Source organism: Chloroflexus sp. MS-G, assembly GCF_000735195.1.
Lineage (GTDB): Bacteria > Chloroflexota > Chloroflexia > Chloroflexales > Chloroflexaceae > Chloroflexus.
Window position 1 is genome coordinate 46,829 of record NZ_JPIM01000011.1, and the last position, 16,855, is coordinate 63,683.

General features: G+C 54.2%; 12 protein-coding genes, 1 tRNA gene, 1 other RNA gene and 1 pseudogene. 7 read left to right on the forward strand and 8 right to left on the reverse strand.

Annotated elements, in window-relative coordinates; translation table 11 throughout:
* Window positions 1-200: 200 nt before the first annotated feature.
* From JE47_RS20310 to JE47_RS0103515, 3 genes and pseudogenes are all read left to right on the forward strand, one after another.
* A complete protein-coding gene (locus tag JE47_RS20310) occupies window positions 201-1,112 on the forward strand; it encodes a hypothetical protein (protein WP_236631124.1) in 912 nt (303 codons plus the stop codon).
* A gap of 62 nt (window positions 1,113-1,174) precedes the next feature.
* Window positions 1,175-1,533, forward strand: a pseudogene (locus JE47_RS21255) (PIN domain-containing protein).
* Between the two features lie 75 nt (window positions 1,534-1,608).
* Window positions 1,609-4,566: a hypothetical protein gene (locus JE47_RS0103515; RefSeq protein ID WP_031458418.1), complete on the forward strand. Its 2,958-nt coding sequence runs from the start codon at window positions 1,609-1,611 to the stop codon at window positions 4,564-4,566.
* Here JE47_RS0103515 and ffs read toward each other — a convergent pair.
* Window positions 4,564-4,662: signal recognition particle sRNA small type (gene ffs, locus JE47_RS21260), an RNA gene on the reverse strand. The two genes, JE47_RS0103515 and ffs, sit on opposite strands and share 3 nt — an antisense overlap.
* A 90-nt stretch (window positions 4,663-4,752) precedes the next feature.
* Here ffs and JE47_RS0103520 point away from each other — a divergent pair.
* The gene (locus JE47_RS0103520) at window positions 4,753-5,406 is read left to right on the forward strand and encodes a hypothetical protein (protein ID WP_031458419.1); all 654 of its coding nucleotides are present in this window, start codon (window positions 4,753-4,755) and stop codon (window positions 5,404-5,406) included.
* Between the two features lie 14 nt (window positions 5,407-5,420).
* Here the strand turns inward: JE47_RS0103520 and cdd are convergent, their stop codons facing one another.
* The 4 genes from cdd to JE47_RS0103540 all read right to left on the reverse strand — a co-directional run bounded on the left by cdd (window position 5,421) and on the right by JE47_RS0103540 (window position 8,416).
* Window positions 5,421-5,831, reverse strand: coding sequence for a cytidine deaminase (cdd, locus tag JE47_RS0103525; RefSeq protein WP_031458420.1), 411 nt, complete (start codon window positions 5,829-5,831; stop codon window positions 5,421-5,423).
* On the reverse strand, window positions 5,812-7,164 hold the full coding sequence (locus JE47_RS0103530) for a hemolysin family protein (protein WP_031458421.1): 1,353 nt from the start codon (window positions 7,162-7,164) through the stop codon (window positions 5,812-5,814). The genes cdd and JE47_RS0103530 overlap by 20 nt, the downstream gene beginning before the upstream one ends.
* Window positions 7,165-7,251: 87 nt before the next feature.
* Window positions 7,252-8,190, reverse strand: a complete 939-nt coding sequence (locus JE47_RS0103535; RefSeq protein WP_031458422.1) for a ribose-phosphate diphosphokinase — start codon at window positions 8,188-8,190, stop codon at window positions 7,252-7,254.
* 152 nt (window positions 8,191-8,342) lie between these two features.
* Window positions 8,343-8,416 (reverse strand) — tRNA-Gln (locus tag JE47_RS0103540).
* Between the two features lie 109 nt (window positions 8,417-8,525).
* On the opposite strand from JE47_RS0103540, the gene ettA reads away from it, so the two are divergent.
* Both ettA and JE47_RS0103550 read left to right on the forward strand, forming a co-directional pair.
* Complete coding sequence (gene ettA, locus JE47_RS0103545) at window positions 8,526-10,202, forward strand: energy-dependent translational throttle protein EttA (protein WP_031458423.1); 1,677 nt, start codon at window positions 8,526-8,528, stop codon at window positions 10,200-10,202.
* A gap of 430 nt (window positions 10,203-10,632) precedes the next feature.
* Window positions 10,633-12,597: a hypothetical protein gene (locus tag JE47_RS0103550; RefSeq protein ID WP_081909985.1), complete on the forward strand. Its 1,965-nt coding sequence runs from the start codon at window positions 10,633-10,635 to the stop codon at window positions 12,595-12,597.
* A 148-nt stretch (window positions 12,598-12,745) separates the two neighbouring features.
* On the opposite strand, the gene JE47_RS0103555 is transcribed toward JE47_RS0103550, so the two are convergent.
* The gene (locus JE47_RS0103555; RefSeq protein ID WP_031458425.1) at window positions 12,746-13,552 is read right to left on the reverse strand and encodes an HAD-IIA family hydrolase; all 807 of its coding nucleotides are present in this window, start codon (window positions 13,550-13,552) and stop codon (window positions 12,746-12,748) included.
* Window positions 13,553-14,356: 804 nt separating this feature from the next.
* Between JE47_RS0103555 and JE47_RS0103560 the strand changes: the two genes are divergently transcribed.
* Complete coding sequence (locus tag JE47_RS0103560; RefSeq protein WP_031458426.1) at window positions 14,357-15,187, forward strand: alpha/beta fold hydrolase; 831 nt, start codon at window positions 14,357-14,359, stop codon at window positions 15,185-15,187.
* A 182-nt stretch (window positions 15,188-15,369) separates the two neighbouring features.
* On the opposite strand, the gene JE47_RS0103565 is transcribed toward JE47_RS0103560, so the two are convergent.
* Both JE47_RS0103565 and JE47_RS0103570 read right to left on the reverse strand, forming a co-directional pair.
* Window positions 15,370-16,455: a glycosyltransferase gene (locus tag JE47_RS0103565; protein WP_031458427.1), complete on the reverse strand. Its 1,086-nt coding sequence runs from the start codon at window positions 16,453-16,455 to the stop codon at window positions 15,370-15,372.
* Entirely contained in the window at window positions 16,452-16,835 is a 384-nt protein-coding gene (locus JE47_RS0103570) for a hypothetical protein (RefSeq protein ID WP_031458428.1), read from the reverse strand. Before JE47_RS0103570 ends, JE47_RS0103565 begins: the two co-directional genes overlap by 4 nt.
* Window positions 16,836-16,855 lie beyond the last annotated feature (20 nt).

A 16,855-nucleotide genomic window follows, 5' to 3' on the forward strand; every position in this document is an offset into this window, starting at 1 on the left:
TTGTAAAGACCTTGCCGCACTCTGTTTTTGTTGAGTTGTTGTTGATTTCATAGTAATCGTTCAACTGTTTTTGGGTGAAATGAGGTCGGTATACGCTGTTTCCCTTGCTACACGGCGCTTTTGATCATTGTATTTCTTGTCACATACTTATAGTGATTGCTGCCACTAGCAGTAAAGCCTGCTCTGGAAAGGAATCTGTTATGGAGCTGTTTCTACAGGTGTCACTAGAAGGCGAATCGGTTCGTTGGGGGCGGATACCAATATCCTACCTTGCGATCTTTCTGGCAGGTTTTCAGCGCGCTTTGTATCGAACGGGAGAAATCCTGCTTGATGAGCAGGATAATGTTGAGCACGATGTTAAGAGAATTGTGAGGCGGAAGCAACTTCGGCAGCTTCTAGAATTGGATCTCGTTGGGATTTCGGAGCGCAGTCTATCAACGATACTTTCCTTCCAGCGAAGCGCAACCGTGCGTTCGGCAGGAAACGGTAGTGAGGCGATTCGTATTTTTGAGAAGGCTCTTTGGGAATTAGAAAAGATGCAACAGGCTACAGAAGAGTCGTTGTTCAGGTTCGATAGAGAGCTGCTTATTGCCTGGAGTAGGGTTGGTGACCTCTTCCGAAGAGGTGTCTCACGCATGACCTTCACATTGTATCGAGACGTATTACCATTGCACGTTTGGTATACCGCTCAGGGGTTTGATGTCATCAGAAGACACACATTGGCCGAGATAGAAGGTTATGTGTTCATGGTCGATTTTAAGCGTCGGCGTATGTCATTACAAACGTCTTCTGGCGAGTCGGTGTCTTGTACGTTCACCGAGGAACAAGCGGACGAGGTCGATACAATGACACGACACTACGTGCGGGTAACAGGTGAAGCCATTATCAATCCGGCTACCGGCAAGATGAGCTATGTACGTGTACATACTATTGAACCGTTGTCGAGAACCCAGGAGTTTTGGCAGTTTAGAACTCTTGATGAGCTTGCCATGCTACAGGGAATTACCTCAAAAACCAATCTAGAAACTCTCTATAATACATGGCCTGGCGAGGTTGATGATAAATTTGAGGAGTTTATCAATAGTCTACGCAAAGGAAATTTAGCTGAATAGTGCAAGAGCATTGCATGAAATCGAAATATCTGCTTCTCGACACAAACATTGTTTCATACATCATGAAAAACACTCCACAAGCACAGCTCTATGAAAAGCATCTCTCAGGAAAGAGACTTGCTATATCCTTCATTACTGTGGGAGAGCTTTGGGCTGGCGCAGAGTGGGCAAATTGGGGGCACAACAAAAAGCACAACTCCGTGCTACTATTCGTAAATTTGTGGTGATTCCCTACAATTATCGTATAGCCGAACATTACGGTGCGATCATTGCACATCGAAAAAAGAACGGTGTCCCGATCTCCTGCGCCGATACCTGGATTGCGGCATGTGCACGAAGCTATGATATACCTCTCGTTACCCACAACGCGAAAGATTTTACCAATATTCCTGGCCTGCAAGTGATTACCAAAAACCCTTGAAACGTACAGAGTGAATATCGCGCCGGGCATAAATCTCTCAATCCTCTATCACAGATATGGTATATTAGATAATTGATGAAGACTGTACTGCCGCGTGCGTTTCGCGCTGTTGAGCAATTTCACGAACTATACGCAGTCGTGGCGCCGGCGTTGCGGGCGCAACAGGAACGGGTACAGGCCTGCTTGCGTACTGCGATTGAACGACCGGCGCTGTATGAGGCTGTGCTTGCCACACTGCGCGAGCAGCGGGGGGTTATCGCCCTCGAAGCGCCGATGGGTGTTGGTGCAACGACGCTGCTCTGCCAGTTGGCGGTACGCGCCGAATGGCCGCTCTGGCTGGCCGATGATGATGAGGGGAATGGAGCACTAGCCTTCTACGCCCAGATTGTGGCCACTCGTCGGCCCACCTTGCCTTTACTTGATCCGGCTGCGTTGACTGACCCCGCTGCTTTTGAGCGTCTCCTGAATGAGATTGCCGACCCGTCTCGCCCGCTGGTGCTGCTGGTAAGTGCGCCGGATCGTGATCGGCAACCGTTGCGTCCGCTCCCGTTACCACTGCCGTTTGATGTACCGCCAGGCGTTATTTTGCTGGTTCATGGTCAATTGCCGGTCGAACCAGATGCTCGACTGGTATTACCCGCCGCTGATCGGGCGCTGCTTCAGACACAGACCAGTCTCCTTGAACGGCGTCACTGCCCACCCAAATGGCGCGAAGCTATTTTGGCGGCTGCTCAGGGGAATCTGCTCTACCTCAGTTGGGCTGAACGTTGGCTGCACCTTGGCTTGCTGGAGATTACTCATCTGCCGACCGATCTCGATCAGCTTCTTCAGAATTGGTGGCAGTCGCTTAACGCAACCGAACGACGTTTGGCAGTATTGTTAGCTGCGGCTGGTGAACCGTTACCGGTTGTTGCGCTCGCCGAGGTCAGCGCTGAGCATCCACAACTCCTGCTCGACCGCTGGGAAGAACAGGGATTGGTGCATATCAATTTGTGGCGGGCGAGCGATGAGGATACCCTCTTGCTCGTGCGCTATACCCATCGTGCGTTACGCCTTTTCCTTGCGCGTCATGTGCCGCACGAGGTGGAGGCTGCGCATTGCGAGTTGGCTCAGTGGGGCACTGAACGGTTGCGGCGTAATCCGCTCGACCCGACCAATCGCTATCTCGGTCGGCAACTAGCGCGCCATGCGGTACTGTGTACGCCCGATCACCGAACACCTGATTTGCCGGTCGCACAACCGTTGAGCTGGCTACGTGAACGAGAATTACGGGAAGGATTGGCTGGCGCGCTGCGTGATGCCGGATGGATGCTGCATGACCCGGCACTCACGTCGCCGCTGAGTCTGGCGCGGATGGCTGCGGTTACCGGAACGCTTGCCGCTCGCGCCCGTCAATTGAGCGGCGAGTTAGTAACGGCTGCGTTCCTCACAGCGGTGAATACATCCGGTCGTGAAGGAAGCCTGCGCCGGGTGACCGCTATTGTCGAACAATTGCCGGATGGGGTGCCGAAAGCGGCCGTTTTGCGTCAACTCGGCGAAGCGTGTTACAGCGTGAATATGCGGAGTGCAGCGATGCGCCTGCTCTCGCGCGCGCTTGATCTCGAGGCGCAACCGGTCTCGCGGGCGTGGCGTGATGTTCGTGATCAGGCAATAGAAGCGTTGGCAACGGCGTGTATCGAGGCGGGCGATCCTGATCGCGCCTTGCTATGCGCCGAGCGGATCGATTTGCTGGAACGACGCGCTCATGTCGAAACGCTGGTTGTGCGTTACTTCCTGGATAACGGTCAGTACGATCGGGCCTGGCGATTGGCACGGGCTATTCTGCACGAACATCGTGCAGCCTGGGCGCAAGCTGAGGTTGCAGTGGCGCTGGCACGGATCGCCGATCCCCGCGCTCAGATGTTACTTGCAGAGCTAACGGTAGAGACGGCGCGGGCATGGGCAGAAATCGAGTTGGCCTGCGATCTGGCTACACATAACGAAGATGCAGCGTTGCAGCGGATTATGGCGCTGCCAAGTCCTCATCAGCGCGATCGTGGTTTGGCCCGGCTGGCGCGGGTCTTTGCCCTGGCCGAGAAGGATGGCGACGCCCTGGCGGCTGCAGAGCGGATTACCAGCCGCGAATTGCGCGTAACGACGCTGCTTGAGTTGCGAGTCTTGCTGCAAGGTCTGGTTGCAAACCTGGCAACCGAGCGAGCAACACGAGAGATTGATGCGCTTCAGGGTGAAGACCGACCGATTCTTCTAGCTGCACTGGCCGCAGCGCATGCTGCGATTGGGCGGCGAGAACGGGCATTGACGATTGCCCGCCAGTTAAGCGGCGAAGAACTGGAAAGAGCTTTGTCGCGGGTAGCCGTTGCGTGCGCCCAGGCTCATGATTATACTGGCGCTCAGGCGGTACTTGCCGAGATCACCGACGATGATGAGCGTGATTGGGCACGCGATGAGATTGCGCGTCTGCTGGCGGCTGCCGGTGATTGGCAGGCAGCTAGCGATCAGGCAGCGGCTATCGTTGCCCCCGATCAACGAGCACGAACCAGGGCCGATCTGGCGATTGCACTGATTCGGGCCGGTAAGGTATCTGAAGCGGTGAGGTTGATCCGTGAGATTGATCTTGCCGGCGAGCGGGCGCGAGCTTTGATTGTCTCGGCGCCGTTACTGGCAACGGCTGATCCGATCCTGGCCGATCAGCTTACCGATGAGTTGCTGATTGGCGAGGCGCGGAGTCGGTATCGGGCGGCTCTGGTTGTGGCATTAGCCGGACAGGGCCAGCTTACAGTAGCAGATGCCATTACCCGCCGGATTCGCCGTCGCAACGAACGAGTACGGGCCGGGCTGGCGATAGTCGCAGCGCGAGATCCTGCCGATCCGAGCACTCTGGCCCAGTTCGCAGCCACGTTACAGCAGGCCGCTATTGGTCGTGAGGAGATATTCCGTTCGCTCGAGATAGCAGTACCGATTCTGCTGAGGATGGGGGGAACACCCTTGCTGGCCGATCTGGCTGCTGCACTGGTGGCCGATGATCGAGCCTGAACAAGTGCGCCGCGAACACCCAGAGGAACTCGCGTACCGTTGCTACCTTTCGGTCCTGGCGGGGTTCCGCAAGTATCTGCCGTTCGCGGCACAATTCCATTATACGCGAAAATTCCCATTGTGCAACTCTTGCATCTACGAACAAGCGTGGTATTATTCCAAACAACCGTAGTTGCAGGAGGTTCCATGAGCAGCGAAACCACTACTCGTCCCCCCAAGCGCTATGCGCGGATCGCCCCCCTCTATAAGGCGATGATCTGGACATCTTTCATCATGAATGCGGTTCTGCTGGTTGTGCTCGGCATTGTGGTTGGTATTCTGGTGATGTATCAACGCCAGGTAGCCCAGCTCTCCGAGAGTTTACCGGTCTTTGCAGCCAACAATCTCGCCGAGTTGCAAGATGTGGTTGATAAACTCGAAGGGGCGACGATTGTGTATACCGTACCGTTAAGCACCCGTCTACCGATTGAGCTGAATGTGCCGATTAACGGTGATACCATCATGACCGAGCGTAACGTGGTAACGCTGACCGAGCCGGTTGCACTGCAAGCCCCTGCCCAAATCACTTTTCCCGGTGGTGGTGGGAATCTCAATGCCAGTGTGTCTATTGTGTTGCCGGCTGGCCTGGAATTACCGGTTGATCTGAATATGAATGTCAAGTTAGTTACCTCTATTCCGGTTGAGCTGGATGTACCGGTGAACATACCGCTGGCCGAAACCGAATTGGGACCCCAGTTCACTCGACTCGGCGCTATCGTTGATCGGTTGGTAGCACCGGTTGCCCCCTTGCTACCAATGCCAGATACGCCTCCGGACAGTAGTAAGCCACGTCGCGAGTAGATTTGGTGTGCAACCTAACCGTTCCTCAGTTGATCTGGCCCGAACCCGAAGGGCAACAATTCCTGCGGCGTCGTCAGTCGCCGCTCACTGCCATTGTGGTTCAGCAACACAATTTGCGCCTGTGGCGCCAGCTCTAAGATAACCTGGCGGCAGGCACCACAGGGGCTGGCTACAGTCGGGGTTGGAGTCACCACCGCCAGCGCAATGACCGGTCCTGCTGTGGACATATGGGCACAGAATAGCGCCACTCGTTCGGCACATATTGTCAGCGGATAGGATGCATTCTCAATATTAGCGCCGGTAAACATCTGGCCGTCGGCGGTTAGTACGGCTGCACCAACGGCAAATTGCGAGTATGGGGCATACGCACGCTGTTGGGCCTGCAAAGCTGCTGTAATTAAACGATCAAGGGCCACTGGATCCATGCGCTTCCTTGGGGAGCGGCAACAGAGGTTTCTCGGCGTCAGCCGGTGTTGCCGCTGCCACTTCAGCCGGCATTTGCCGCACAATGTGTAACCGTTCAGCACGAATACCCTTTATTGATAATACGGTGATGGTAACATCGCCACAGATAACTTGATCGCCAACCCGTGGAATGCGTCCCAATTGCTCGTACACCAGTCCACCAATCCGGTCAGCGGTCGTTTCTGGAAATTCGACTTCCAGCATGTCGGCTACGTCATCAATGGTTACGCGGGCATCAACAATCAATTCGTGCGGCCCAACCTCGACAATAGATGGTTCTTCGGTGTCATACTCGTCACGAATTTCGCCCACAATCTGCTCGATCAAGTCTTCGAGGGTGACGATACCAGCCGTGCCACCATACTCATCAACCACAATTGCCATGTGTACCCGCCGACGCTGCAAATCTTCTAACAGCGTAGATACCTTCATCGTTGCCGGTACAAAATGAGCCGGACGTATGATGTCACGGAGCGGCGCATCGCGCTTTCCATCACGTAGTACGGGAATGAGGTCCTTGGCGTAGAGAATACCGATCACGTTGTCAATAGTCTCTTCATACACCGGAATGCGCGAATGACCGCAGGTGATGGCGACATCAAGTGCGCGATCAAGGGGGCTATTGACCTCTAAGGCAACAACGTCAACGCGCGGGATCATGATCTCGCGCACGAGCGTATCGCCAAAATCCATCACCCCTTCTATCATCTCTCGCTCTTCGTGCTCGATCCATCCTGCCTCTTCACCGGCACTCATCATCAGTCGTAACTCCTCTTCGGTCACCAGGGGAGTGGGTGGAGCTGGTTGTCCGCTGAGGAAAGTAAAGAGCGGACGTGTGATGAGATTAATGATCGCCATCAGCGGCCACAACAGGGTCGCAATGGCTACTAATGGTCGCGCCAGCAGTAAAATGGTTGTGTCAGGACTACGGCGTGCCAGCGCCTTTGCCACAACTTCGCTCAGGATCAAAATCGCAAACAGCAGCCCGACCAGACTGCTACTGATAATCAGAACCCCATGGGCAGCAGTGAGCTGTATGGTCAGTGCAGTGACAGTTATCGTCAGGGCAGCGTTGAGGAAGATAATAGCCGACTTGATCCGGTGCGGTTCATCGAGGAAATGGGCCGAAAACCGACGACCACCGAGACCTGCTGAAGCGAGAAGCGTGCTTAGGCGAGGTCGACTCACGGTGATCAAGGCTGTATCAGCGGCCGAGATGATACCGAGTGCAATGAGACACAGCGCAATCCCAATCACCAGCGAACTAGGGTTAGGGTCTTCCAAGCGAATCATCCTCCTTCCCGCAAAGCAGAGAGGCGCGCATCATTGTGGGTATGCGCCCGACGTTCAGATGGCTTCGGGCGCAACAATGCGGTATGTTCAGGAGAAGAGCGCGCTCAGTGACAAATCTTTGTGAATCCGCATGATTGCTTCGGCGAATAGCGGTGCGACACTGATGGTGCGCACACGTGCTGCGCTTGCTTCGGGAGGTTGCGGTATTGTGTTGGTAACCACTGTCTCGATCAGGTCGGATTGGGCAATCAGTTGCAGGGCATTGTCGGCAAAGATGCCGTGGGTTGCACAGGCATACACTGCACGGGCGCCACGGGCCAGCAAGGTCTGGGCAGCCTCGATTAAAGTTCCGCCGGTTGAGATCATATCATCGATGATAATGGCTGTCTTACCTTCTACTTCACCGACCATTTCAATCACTTCGGCGGTATCGGGTTCGGGGCGTTGCTTGGCGATAATAGCCAGACCGGCGCCGATCCGCTCACGGAAGCGGTTGGCGCGATTCACACCGCCGGTATCGGGGGACACCACAACCGGGTTTGGCAAATTAAGCTCGCGAATATAATCGGCCAAGAGGGGTGATGCCTGTAGATGATCGACCGGAATGTCGAAGAACCCTTCGATTGCCGGAGCGTGCAGATCCATCGTCAGCACCCGGTCGGCGCCCGCGGTGCGGATCAAGTTGGCAACCAGTTTGGCGGAAATGGGTTCGCGCCCCGATGTCTTTTTCTCTTGCTTGGCATACCCATAGTAGGGAATGACGGCCGTGACGCGAGCTGCCGATGCCCGACGGAAGGCGTCGATCATAAGGAGCAATTCCATCAAGTTGTGATCGACCGGTGTGCAGGTAGGCTGGATCACAAACACATCACAGCCGCGCACGTTATCGTGAATTTTGACTCTCGTCTCGCCGTTCTTGAAGGTACCGACTAATGCCCGCCCCAGATTGATACGCAGATTGCGGGCAATCTCTTGCGCTAGCGCCGGATTAGCGTTACCGGTAAAAATGAGCAGGCGACCATCCATAAGTTCGGTCTTTCTTTCTTGAATAGAAACGCGCAGCGAGCATGCTCACTGCGCACCTGTTCATTTGTCAGCTTAGCATCGCTGACTGCTCCTGGTTGAAGAAAGATTGTGTGAGTTCAACCGTTTCATTGCCTGATGGCAGAGCAAGAAATTGGCTGCCGGGCCAGGATTCGAACCTGGACAAACGGATCCAAAGTCCGTGGTGCTACCATTACACAACCCGGCACCTCGCTGAGTATTATACCACAAATAGCGAATGTTGTTGTCGAATTTTTATGACCGTTGGGTATATGCTACACTAGAAGCTGAATGAAGAACGCACAAGGAGTCGCTCTATGACCGATACACAAAAAATTATCTTCTCGATGTACCGGGTGGGCAAGGTCGTGCCACCCAATCGCGAGATTCTTAAAGACATCAGTCTGTCGTTTTTTTACGGTGCTAAGATTGGCGTGATCGGCGTCAACGGTTCGGGCAAAAGCACACTGTTGCGCATCATGGCCGGTGTTGATCAGGACTACACTGGTGAGATTACCCGTTCACCCGGCTATACCGTCGGTTTGCTCGAACAGGAGCCATATCTCGATAACAGCAAGACGGTGCGTGAAGTTGTCGAGGAGGGGGTGGCCGAAACGGTAGCGTTACTCCGTCGCTACGATGAGATTACCGAGCTGTTTAACGATCCAAACGCAGATTACGATGCGTTGATTGCCGAGCAGGCTGAGCTTCAAGATAAAATCGATCACGTTGATGGCTGGAATCTCGATAGCCGGTTGGAATTAGCGATGGATGCGTTGCGCTGCCCACCTGCTGACACCCCGATAGCGGTATTGTCGGGTGGTGAGCGGCGCCGGGTGGCGCTTTGCCGTTTGCTCTTGCAGCAGCCCGACATCCTCTTGCTCGATGAGCCGACCAACCATCTCGATGCTGAGTCGGTTGCCTGGCTTGAACGTCATTTGCAGGAGTATAAGGGAACAGTTATCGCCGTGACCCATGACCGCCACTTTCTCAATAATGTTGCCGGTTGGATTCTGGAACTGGAACGTGGCCATGGGATTCCCTGGCGGGGGAACTATTCGAGCTGGCTCGAACAGAAACGACAAAAATTGGCCGAGAGCGAGAAGGCCGAGTCGCAGCGGCAGAAGGCACTCCAGCGCGAGTTGGAGTGGATCAATATGGCGCCGAAGGGGCGTCACGCGAAGTCAAAAGCCCGGATCGCAGCTTACGAACGGTTGCTGAGCGAGGCTCAGGATCAACGCGAACGTGAACTCGAAATCTATATTCCACCCGGTCCTCGGCTCGGTGACCTGGTTATTCGGGCAACCAATGTGACGAAGGCCTACGGCGACAAGTTGCTCTATGAAAATCTGAGTTTTGATGTGCCACCGGGCGCAATCGTTGGCATTGTTGGTCCCAACGGCGCCGGTAAAACGACGCTCTTCCGCATGATTGTTGGGCAAGAAAAGCCTGATGGAGGGACACTAGAGATTGGTGCTTCAGTCAAGCTCGGTTATGTCGATCAGAGCCGGGAAGTGCTTGATCCGAAGCAAACCGTCTGGGAAGCCATTTCCGAAGGTAACGAGCAGATTATGCTTGGTGGTCGGCAGGTGAATTCACGCGCCTACTGTGCACGCTTTAATTTCAGTGGTAGCGATCAGCAAAAGCTTGTCGGAAACCTTTCCGGCGGTGAGCGAAACCGGGTTCATCTGGCGCGGATTCTCAAGTCTGGGGCGAATGTGCTTTTGCTCGATGAGCCAACCAACGATCTCGATGTTCATACGTTGCGCGCACTCGAAGAGGGTCTAGAGAACTTTGCCGGTTGTGCGCTAATTATTTCTCACGACCGCTGGTTTCTCGATCGGGTTGCTACGCATATTCTGGCTTTTGAAGGCAATAGCCAGGTCGTTTGGTTCCCCGGTACCTATTCTGAATACGCCGCCGATTATCGGCGACGGAAAGGCGCTGAAGCCGATCATCCCCACCGGATTGTGTATCGTAAATTGACCCGGTAGTTCTCAGGTGGTGTGGAGCGAGCCACAACGCTCTCCTGCGCACAGTAGCAGCAGGGTTGTTAATGGCAGGGGCTGGCTAATCAGTCCCTGCCGTTTCTGTGAACGAGTGCGTGATAGAAACATACTCGGGGAATGGATTGCCTGAAAGTGAATATCGGCGTCTGTTGTGGAGTGGCCTGTAACTGTGTCGGTTGTGAGAGGCTATTGGTCAGCGTGGACGCGATTTTGTCGATGAGGTAATCGATAACGGTTATGCCCGCGATTGCCCACCGCGTCGAACTGGCAGGTGATCAATCTCATTTGTGCTGGCGTGGTAATCTTTTCTCGGTCTTTCGTCGGCAAGAGAAGTAGTCCCCGGAACAGGCGGTTATGTTCTTGTGCATGCTACAATGACCTACGCATAAACCTCATTCAGACAAAGGGAGGCGGTATGCGTTTCATAATTTCTTTACTCCTCTGTTTCCTACTGACCGGTTGTGCTACGCCGGTTAGCAGGCCCACACCTACGCCAACCGTACCACCTCCCCCCACACCGCCACCTCCGACACTACCGCCTCCGACTGTCACCCCACGACCGCTAGGTGATACCGATCAGGTACAACTGCCCAGTATGTTTGAATTTAACGCAGAAGTGATTGCAACTGCGCCTGTGCTTGCGCTTGATACACCACAAAACCTCCGACTGACCGCAGGAGAAGTGGCATGGTTTCGGGTAGAGTTACAGGCCGGACAGGCGTATGAAGTGCTTACTACTGATCTGTCCGAGACGCTGGATACGGCCATCACGCTCTTCTGGTCTACCGGTGAGCAGGCAGCATACAACGATGATGCAGACGGTTTCGCTTCACGTATCATTTTCGTGCCGGATGTATCGGCAACACTATATGTGCGCGTGCAGGCATTTCGTTCAGGTTTGGCTGCTGACAGTTGTGTGCTGCTGTTACGCAAGCTCATCTTACCACCACCTGATGCCTTTGAACCTGATAATACGATGGACCAGGCCAAACTGTTGCAGCTCGACGTAGTACAGGATCGGAGCTTTACCTATGCTGATGACGTAGACTGGGTTCGCTTCCGCACGCAGCCCGGTCAGACATATCTCTTCCGTACTTTTGATCTTGATGACCAGGTTAACACAACGCTGGCCCTCTACGGTGAGGATGGGCGAGAACTGGCGTTCAACGATGATGCCGACGGCGGACGGACATCGGCGATTGTTTATCGGAGTGATCGGGCAGAGACGTTGTACCTACGTTTGGCAACCTATGATGCGCCACAGCTTGGTCTTCGCTATCGGTTAGCAGTCTCCCTCTTTACCCCCGCACCGCCTGATGCCTTCGAGCCAGATGACAATCCAAACATCGCTCGTCCACTCAGGGTTGATGAAGAGCAGGAACATACTATCAGCGATCCAGATGATAGCGACTGGCTGGTATTTAGTGTACGCCCTGAGACTGCTTATCGTATCAACCTCTCCGCCGTGGGCCTAGGAGTTGATCTGGAAATGGATTTGCGCGATGCTGCCGGTAACATTCTGACGACCGGTAGCTATCTCGATAGGCTCAACCGTGAACTGAATTATCTGGCAGACGTTGAGGCAACAGTCTATCTCAATATTCGAGCCGCCCGTATAACCAGTAACGATACGGGCTACCGCGTGCTCCTACAGGCGGCGCCAGCCGTTGCCATTGATAAATTTGAGCCGGATGATGAATTTGCCCAGGCTTCTTTGCTAGTACCCGGTGAGGAACAAGAGCGAACGATCCGTTCTGAGCTGGATGTCGATCATGCTTTGGTAGAGGTACAGGCGGGCGAAGCCTATCTCTTCCGCGCCGTTGCCATAAATGCTGAAGCTGAACTATTCCTCTATCTGTTCGACGACGCCAAGAATATGCTTCTCGACAGTGGGATGACCAATATTGAGACGGGTTTACTGCGCTATGTGGCAGAAACAACCGGTTCACGCTTTTTGCGGATACGGGCCTTCAACTTGCCGTTGGGTGGTCTATCCTACCGGCTAGTGCTCGAACGCATTCCTCCTCCACAGCCCGATCCATTTGAACCGGACAACAACCGGCAACAAGCCCGACCCATTGTAATCGGTGAAACGCAGCAGCATAACTTTATCGGTTTTGACGAGGACTGGCTGGTCATTACAATGCAAGCTGACCAGACCTATCTGATAGAGACATTTGATCTCGATCCAGGTGTTGAGACCATTGTCGATGTATTCGATGGAGCTGGAGTATTCATTGCCAGTGATGATAATACGGCCCCTAATTCACGGATCGAGTTTCGGCCTTCGCGTAGTGGTACCTATTATCTGCGTATCCTGAATATCGGCGTGGCCAATTTCGGCGAGAGTTATCGCGTGCGTGTGGTGGTAAAACCATAAGCGTGTGTCTGAATATTCCCGGTTGACGATAAAGGGGCAATGGGGGCGGGTCAAGCTGCCCACCCGTGACAGTGTGCTAACGTGCCGGGCGATCCATTCTCATCGTGCTCCCAGATTACAGGCGCATGTTCAAGACACGTTCTCACCGTTACATCGTCTTCAGACTCTCCTGCCAGCGGGTCAACAGTTCTGGAAGATCGGTCACGACCAAATCAGGTCGGACCGAACCCGTATTGGCTTCGGCGAGGGTACTGACGCCGGTCAACACGAGCACCGACGGCATACCGGCGGCGTTTGCGCCGGCAATATCGGTATCAAGGCGATCACCAACGACAAGCGTCTGCTGAGGGTCTGCACCGAGCAGCGCAGCGCCAATCAGAAACATCGTCGGGGCCGGTTTTCCAATCACCAGTGGTGTAACATCGGTAGCAGCACTCAGCGCTGCGGCAATAGCACCGGCGCCAGGGATCAACCCTTCTTCACTGGGAAACGTGCGGTCAGGGTTGGTCGAAACAAACCGTGCGCCACGTCGGATATGCAACGTCGCTTGCTTCAGCCGCTCGTAAGTGAGGGTGAAATCAGCTCCTTGCACGACTAGTTCTGGTGATTGTTCATCTTCAACAAAATACCCATCGCTAAATAGTGCTTCACGTAACCCCTGCATACCAACTACGAAGATGCGGGTACCGGGCGGATAATGGTCACGTAAATAGCGTGCTGTCGCCAATGCCGAAGTGATAACCCGCTGCGCTGCCAACTCGATCCCCATCTTGGCGAGTTTGGCTTCGTATTGCTGAGGTGTCATAGAGGCATTATTAGTGATACAGGCGAACGCAATATTGTGTTCAGCGAGAAAACTGAATACATCGGCAACACCTGGCAGCGGTGTCTGCCCTCGATAGAGGACACCGTCCATATCAAACAACACTGCACGGATAGTAGTGAAATTGAGCATAGAAAACCTCTTTAGGCCTGAATTGGGCGAAAAGGCCCTGATCAGGTAGAACAGTATCGGTTGTATTTCACATTGTATTACAGAAAAGCTGTTCTATCGCAGTGCGGACAAGAGATTGAACGAACGGTGATCTATAGGAACGCCGAGCGATGATTCGAGGTGAGGCACTGACGATGCGGGCCGAAGGCCCGCGCACCCAGGTCCCACACCTAGGCCGCGCACTCAGGTCCGCACAGGAATGGACGGGTGCAGCAAGTGCTGTGTTTCGACCGATCTGCCGCTGCGACAGGATTGTCGGATAGGCTCTTCCTGCCGCTCTACGCTGTCGGAACGCCGAGCGATGATTCGAGGTGAGGCACTGACGATGCGGGCCGAAGGCCCGCGCACCCAGGTTCCACACCTAGGCCGCGCACACCCAGCTCCGCACACTCAGGTGACGTACTGACGAAGGTTCTCCCTTTTGTCTTACCGTTCGTGCGCAATCTGGCGAAGTCTCTGGAAACTTCATTTCGAATAAGTGCCTATCCGAAGTATCGTCTCACAGTTCAACGGAGGAAACCTATCGATGGATGTGCGGGCACAGCGCTGCGGCGCCCCAACCGATCTTCTTCCGAAACAGAATATTTCAGACAGGCTTTAAGCGGTACGAAGCCGTTGAAAAGCCCTCTTCTCTTACTTTCACACCTCGTCACAACGACAATGTGGTATCATGCCCTTGAACAGTGCTTAGCTTGTATGTTCTTGGAAGTAGCATAACGTGCGTACAGTCGTTTTCAACTGTTCGTCTATCACGCAAAGCTTCGTATGACCGCACCTACTGCATCTGCGACTGAAACTGCCGTTACCGGGCTACGCACGTCTTTTCGGCGTGCCGGACAGGGCAACCCACTGCTTTTGCTCCATGGTTGGGGTGGATCATCCCGCCTCTGGCGCTACACCATGCATGATTTAGCCGACCGTTATATGCTTATTGCTCCCGATCTACCCGGTTTTGGCGCATCACCACCGCTTAGCGGTCGGTTATCGCTCGAACGACTGGCTGATTGGGTCATCGCCTTTGCTGATGCGCTAGGTATAGATCGGTTCGCAATTAACGGTCATTCGTTATGTGCTGCGGTTGCAGTACACGTGGCTGCGCGTTACCCCGAACGAGTCTCACACCTGATTTTAACCAGTTTCAGCACCTTTCGCGATGAGCGTGAACGGCGGGTAGTTGCTTCGATCCATCACCTGATGGCGCTATGGCTTGCGCTGCGTCGGCCCTGGATGCTTGATGTAAAGCCAATTATGCATCTGGTGGGGCGTCGCTTTTTTTACCGCTTACCGGCCGATCACGGTGTTTTACGCGAGACTTTTGCCGATTTTCTGGCGATGGAGCAGCGAACAGCTTTAGAGACAGCACGTGGCGCCGGTAGTCCAACCATCAGCGCAGCACTGGCAGCGGTACGAGCACCGAGTCTGATTGTTGCCTGTCGTCACGACCAGATTATGCCGCCGCCAGGGGCTCCGGTTGCGGCTGCGCGTATTCCAAATTGCCGTCTGGTTTGGATTGAACAATGCGGCCATCTACCGATGCTCGAACGAGCAGCAGAATATCATGCGGTGTTGACCGATTTTCTTGAATCGCAGCAATGAAAGTACATAGTGAAAACCGGTGATTGGCTGTTGCTTATTCCTTCGCCTGATGGAATATGCAGCGCACGGCCAAATGCTGAGGCATCAGGCAGGTGTGCTGCAATCTGCTAAAGAAAGGCGAGAGCAAGCAACAGTCTATCGAGGGCATGCACTTCGTCTGGCAGATTCCAGACAGTCCAGGATCAATCAACGAACGATACACCGATCACCCGTAATCGGTTTAGAATAGTCTGCGCACTATGTGTCCATGACCATTGCCGTGCACGGAGTGCAGCCTGTTCACCCCGTCTACGCGCTTCATAGCGCTGCGTGTGTACACGTCGCAGCAATTCCACTAACGCTTCAAGATCAGGTTCTGCCCAGTACGCCTGAGCATAAGGACCAGTCGGGACACCAGTTGGCGCCAACCCACTAATCGGCAAAGGATAGCCGCACGTGTCATCCAGAAATGCAGTCGGTCCGCTCCAGGCCGTTGCAATAACCGGCACACCGCAAGCCATTGCTTCGAGAATCGGCATACCCCAACCCTCTCCTCGCGTTGGTAATACGAAACAATCGGCACTACGGTAAAGTTCGGCCATTCGTGTCGGGCAGAATGTCTGATTGTAGAGCACTGCGACCGGTGGTACCTGGTCACCGAGCAACGTTGCGATCTCACGAAGCGGGTTACCAGGGGCGCGATGGTCAATCTTCAAGACCAGCACAACTGGGGCGGTGGGTGTGAATGCAGCCTGGTACGCACGCAGAAGAACATCCCATCCTTTCCGTCTACTCCATTCAAACACAGAGAGAAACACGGTACGATCGGTAAGTTCTTGTCGTGACGGGCCGGGAGTAAAGGTCGTCAGATCGACTCCCAGAGGGATCGTGTAGACAGGTTTTGTCACTCCACTAGCCAGAAATACCGTGCGGCCCCACTCGGTCGGTGTCCAAACCTCATCCATAAGATTGGCCTGGGCAACCCAATGCGCAGGGAGACGATCAGTTTCCAGCATTGTAAAACCGATTCGGTACGCTCCACTATTCTTACAAAACAACTCACCGCGCCCATAGACCACTTGCGGTACGTCGAGCCGGATAGGTAATTGTTGAAGGGTTTGGATGTGAGGTGGGATGGCGCCATACATTCGTTCCGCCTCGTCACTATCGAAGAGATAAAGAGGACGTACTGCCAGCCCCATAGCAGCAAGCTCAGCAACAATTGCCCGCGATGAGCTACTGTATCCGGTTGCTGAAGCAAACGTCGAATGCCAGACGAGGTGGGTCATGTTCGTTCAAGCGCCTCAATCCGTTCAGTGAGTACCTGACGGGCAGTACGTTCGGCATCAAGGTGGGCAACCAGGCTCTCGATAAGGCGTGTCAGGGTTGCATGGGTAGCGTTAATTTGGGCTAATTCGGGTCCACACAAACGCCAGACCAGCCAACGTCGTAACCTGGCAAGCGGCGATGTTGCCGGTGGCGGCGTAATGGCCCACGTCGTCTGCAATGTAGCAAGCTGTTCAGCAAGATAGGGATCCCGGCTCAGCAACTCATTCAGCGTAGCTATCTGACGTGCATCAAACACCGGTGCATCTAACGCACGCGCGATTGCAGTAGCGAGCGACTCTGTTTCGTGTGGATGCACTATGACCACGCTTTGATTAGACATAGTACTTCGTATCTCTCAAA

Coding starts and splice junctions, on each gene's coding strand:
- JE47_RS20310 (WP_236631124.1), top strand. CDS start 201: ATGGAGCTGTTTCTACAGGTGTCACTAGAAGGCGAATCGGTTCGTTGG.
- JE47_RS0103515 (WP_031458418.1), top strand. CDS start 1,609: ATGAAGACTGTACTGCCGCGTGCGTTTCGCGCTGTTGAGCAATTTCAC.
- JE47_RS0103520 (WP_031458419.1), top strand. CDS start 4,753: ATGAGCAGCGAAACCACTACTCGTCCCCCCAAGCGCTATGCGCGGATC.
- cdd (WP_031458420.1), bottom strand. CDS start 5,831: ATGGATCCAGTGGCCCTTGATCGTTTAATTACAGCAGCTTTGCAGGCC.
- JE47_RS0103530 (WP_031458421.1), bottom strand. CDS start 7,164: ATGATTCGCTTGGAAGACCCTAACCCTAGTTCGCTGGTGATTGGGATT.
- JE47_RS0103535 (WP_031458422.1), bottom strand. CDS start 8,190: ATGGATGGTCGCCTGCTCATTTTTACCGGTAACGCTAATCCGGCGCTA.
- ettA (WP_031458423.1), top strand. CDS start 8,526: ATGACCGATACACAAAAAATTATCTTCTCGATGTACCGGGTGGGCAAG.
- JE47_RS0103550 (WP_081909985.1), top strand. CDS start 10,633: ATGCGTTTCATAATTTCTTTACTCCTCTGTTTCCTACTGACCGGTTGT.
- JE47_RS0103555 (WP_031458425.1), bottom strand. CDS start 13,552: ATGCTCAATTTCACTACTATCCGTGCAGTGTTGTTTGATATGGACGGT.
- JE47_RS0103560 (WP_031458426.1), top strand. CDS start 14,357: ATGACCGCACCTACTGCATCTGCGACTGAAACTGCCGTTACCGGGCTA.
- JE47_RS0103565 (WP_031458427.1), bottom strand. CDS start 16,455: ATGACCCACCTCGTCTGGCATTCGACGTTTGCTTCAGCAACCGGATAC.
- JE47_RS0103570 (WP_031458428.1), bottom strand. CDS start 16,835: ATGTCTAATCAAAGCGTGGTCATAGTGCATCCACACGAAACAGAGTCG.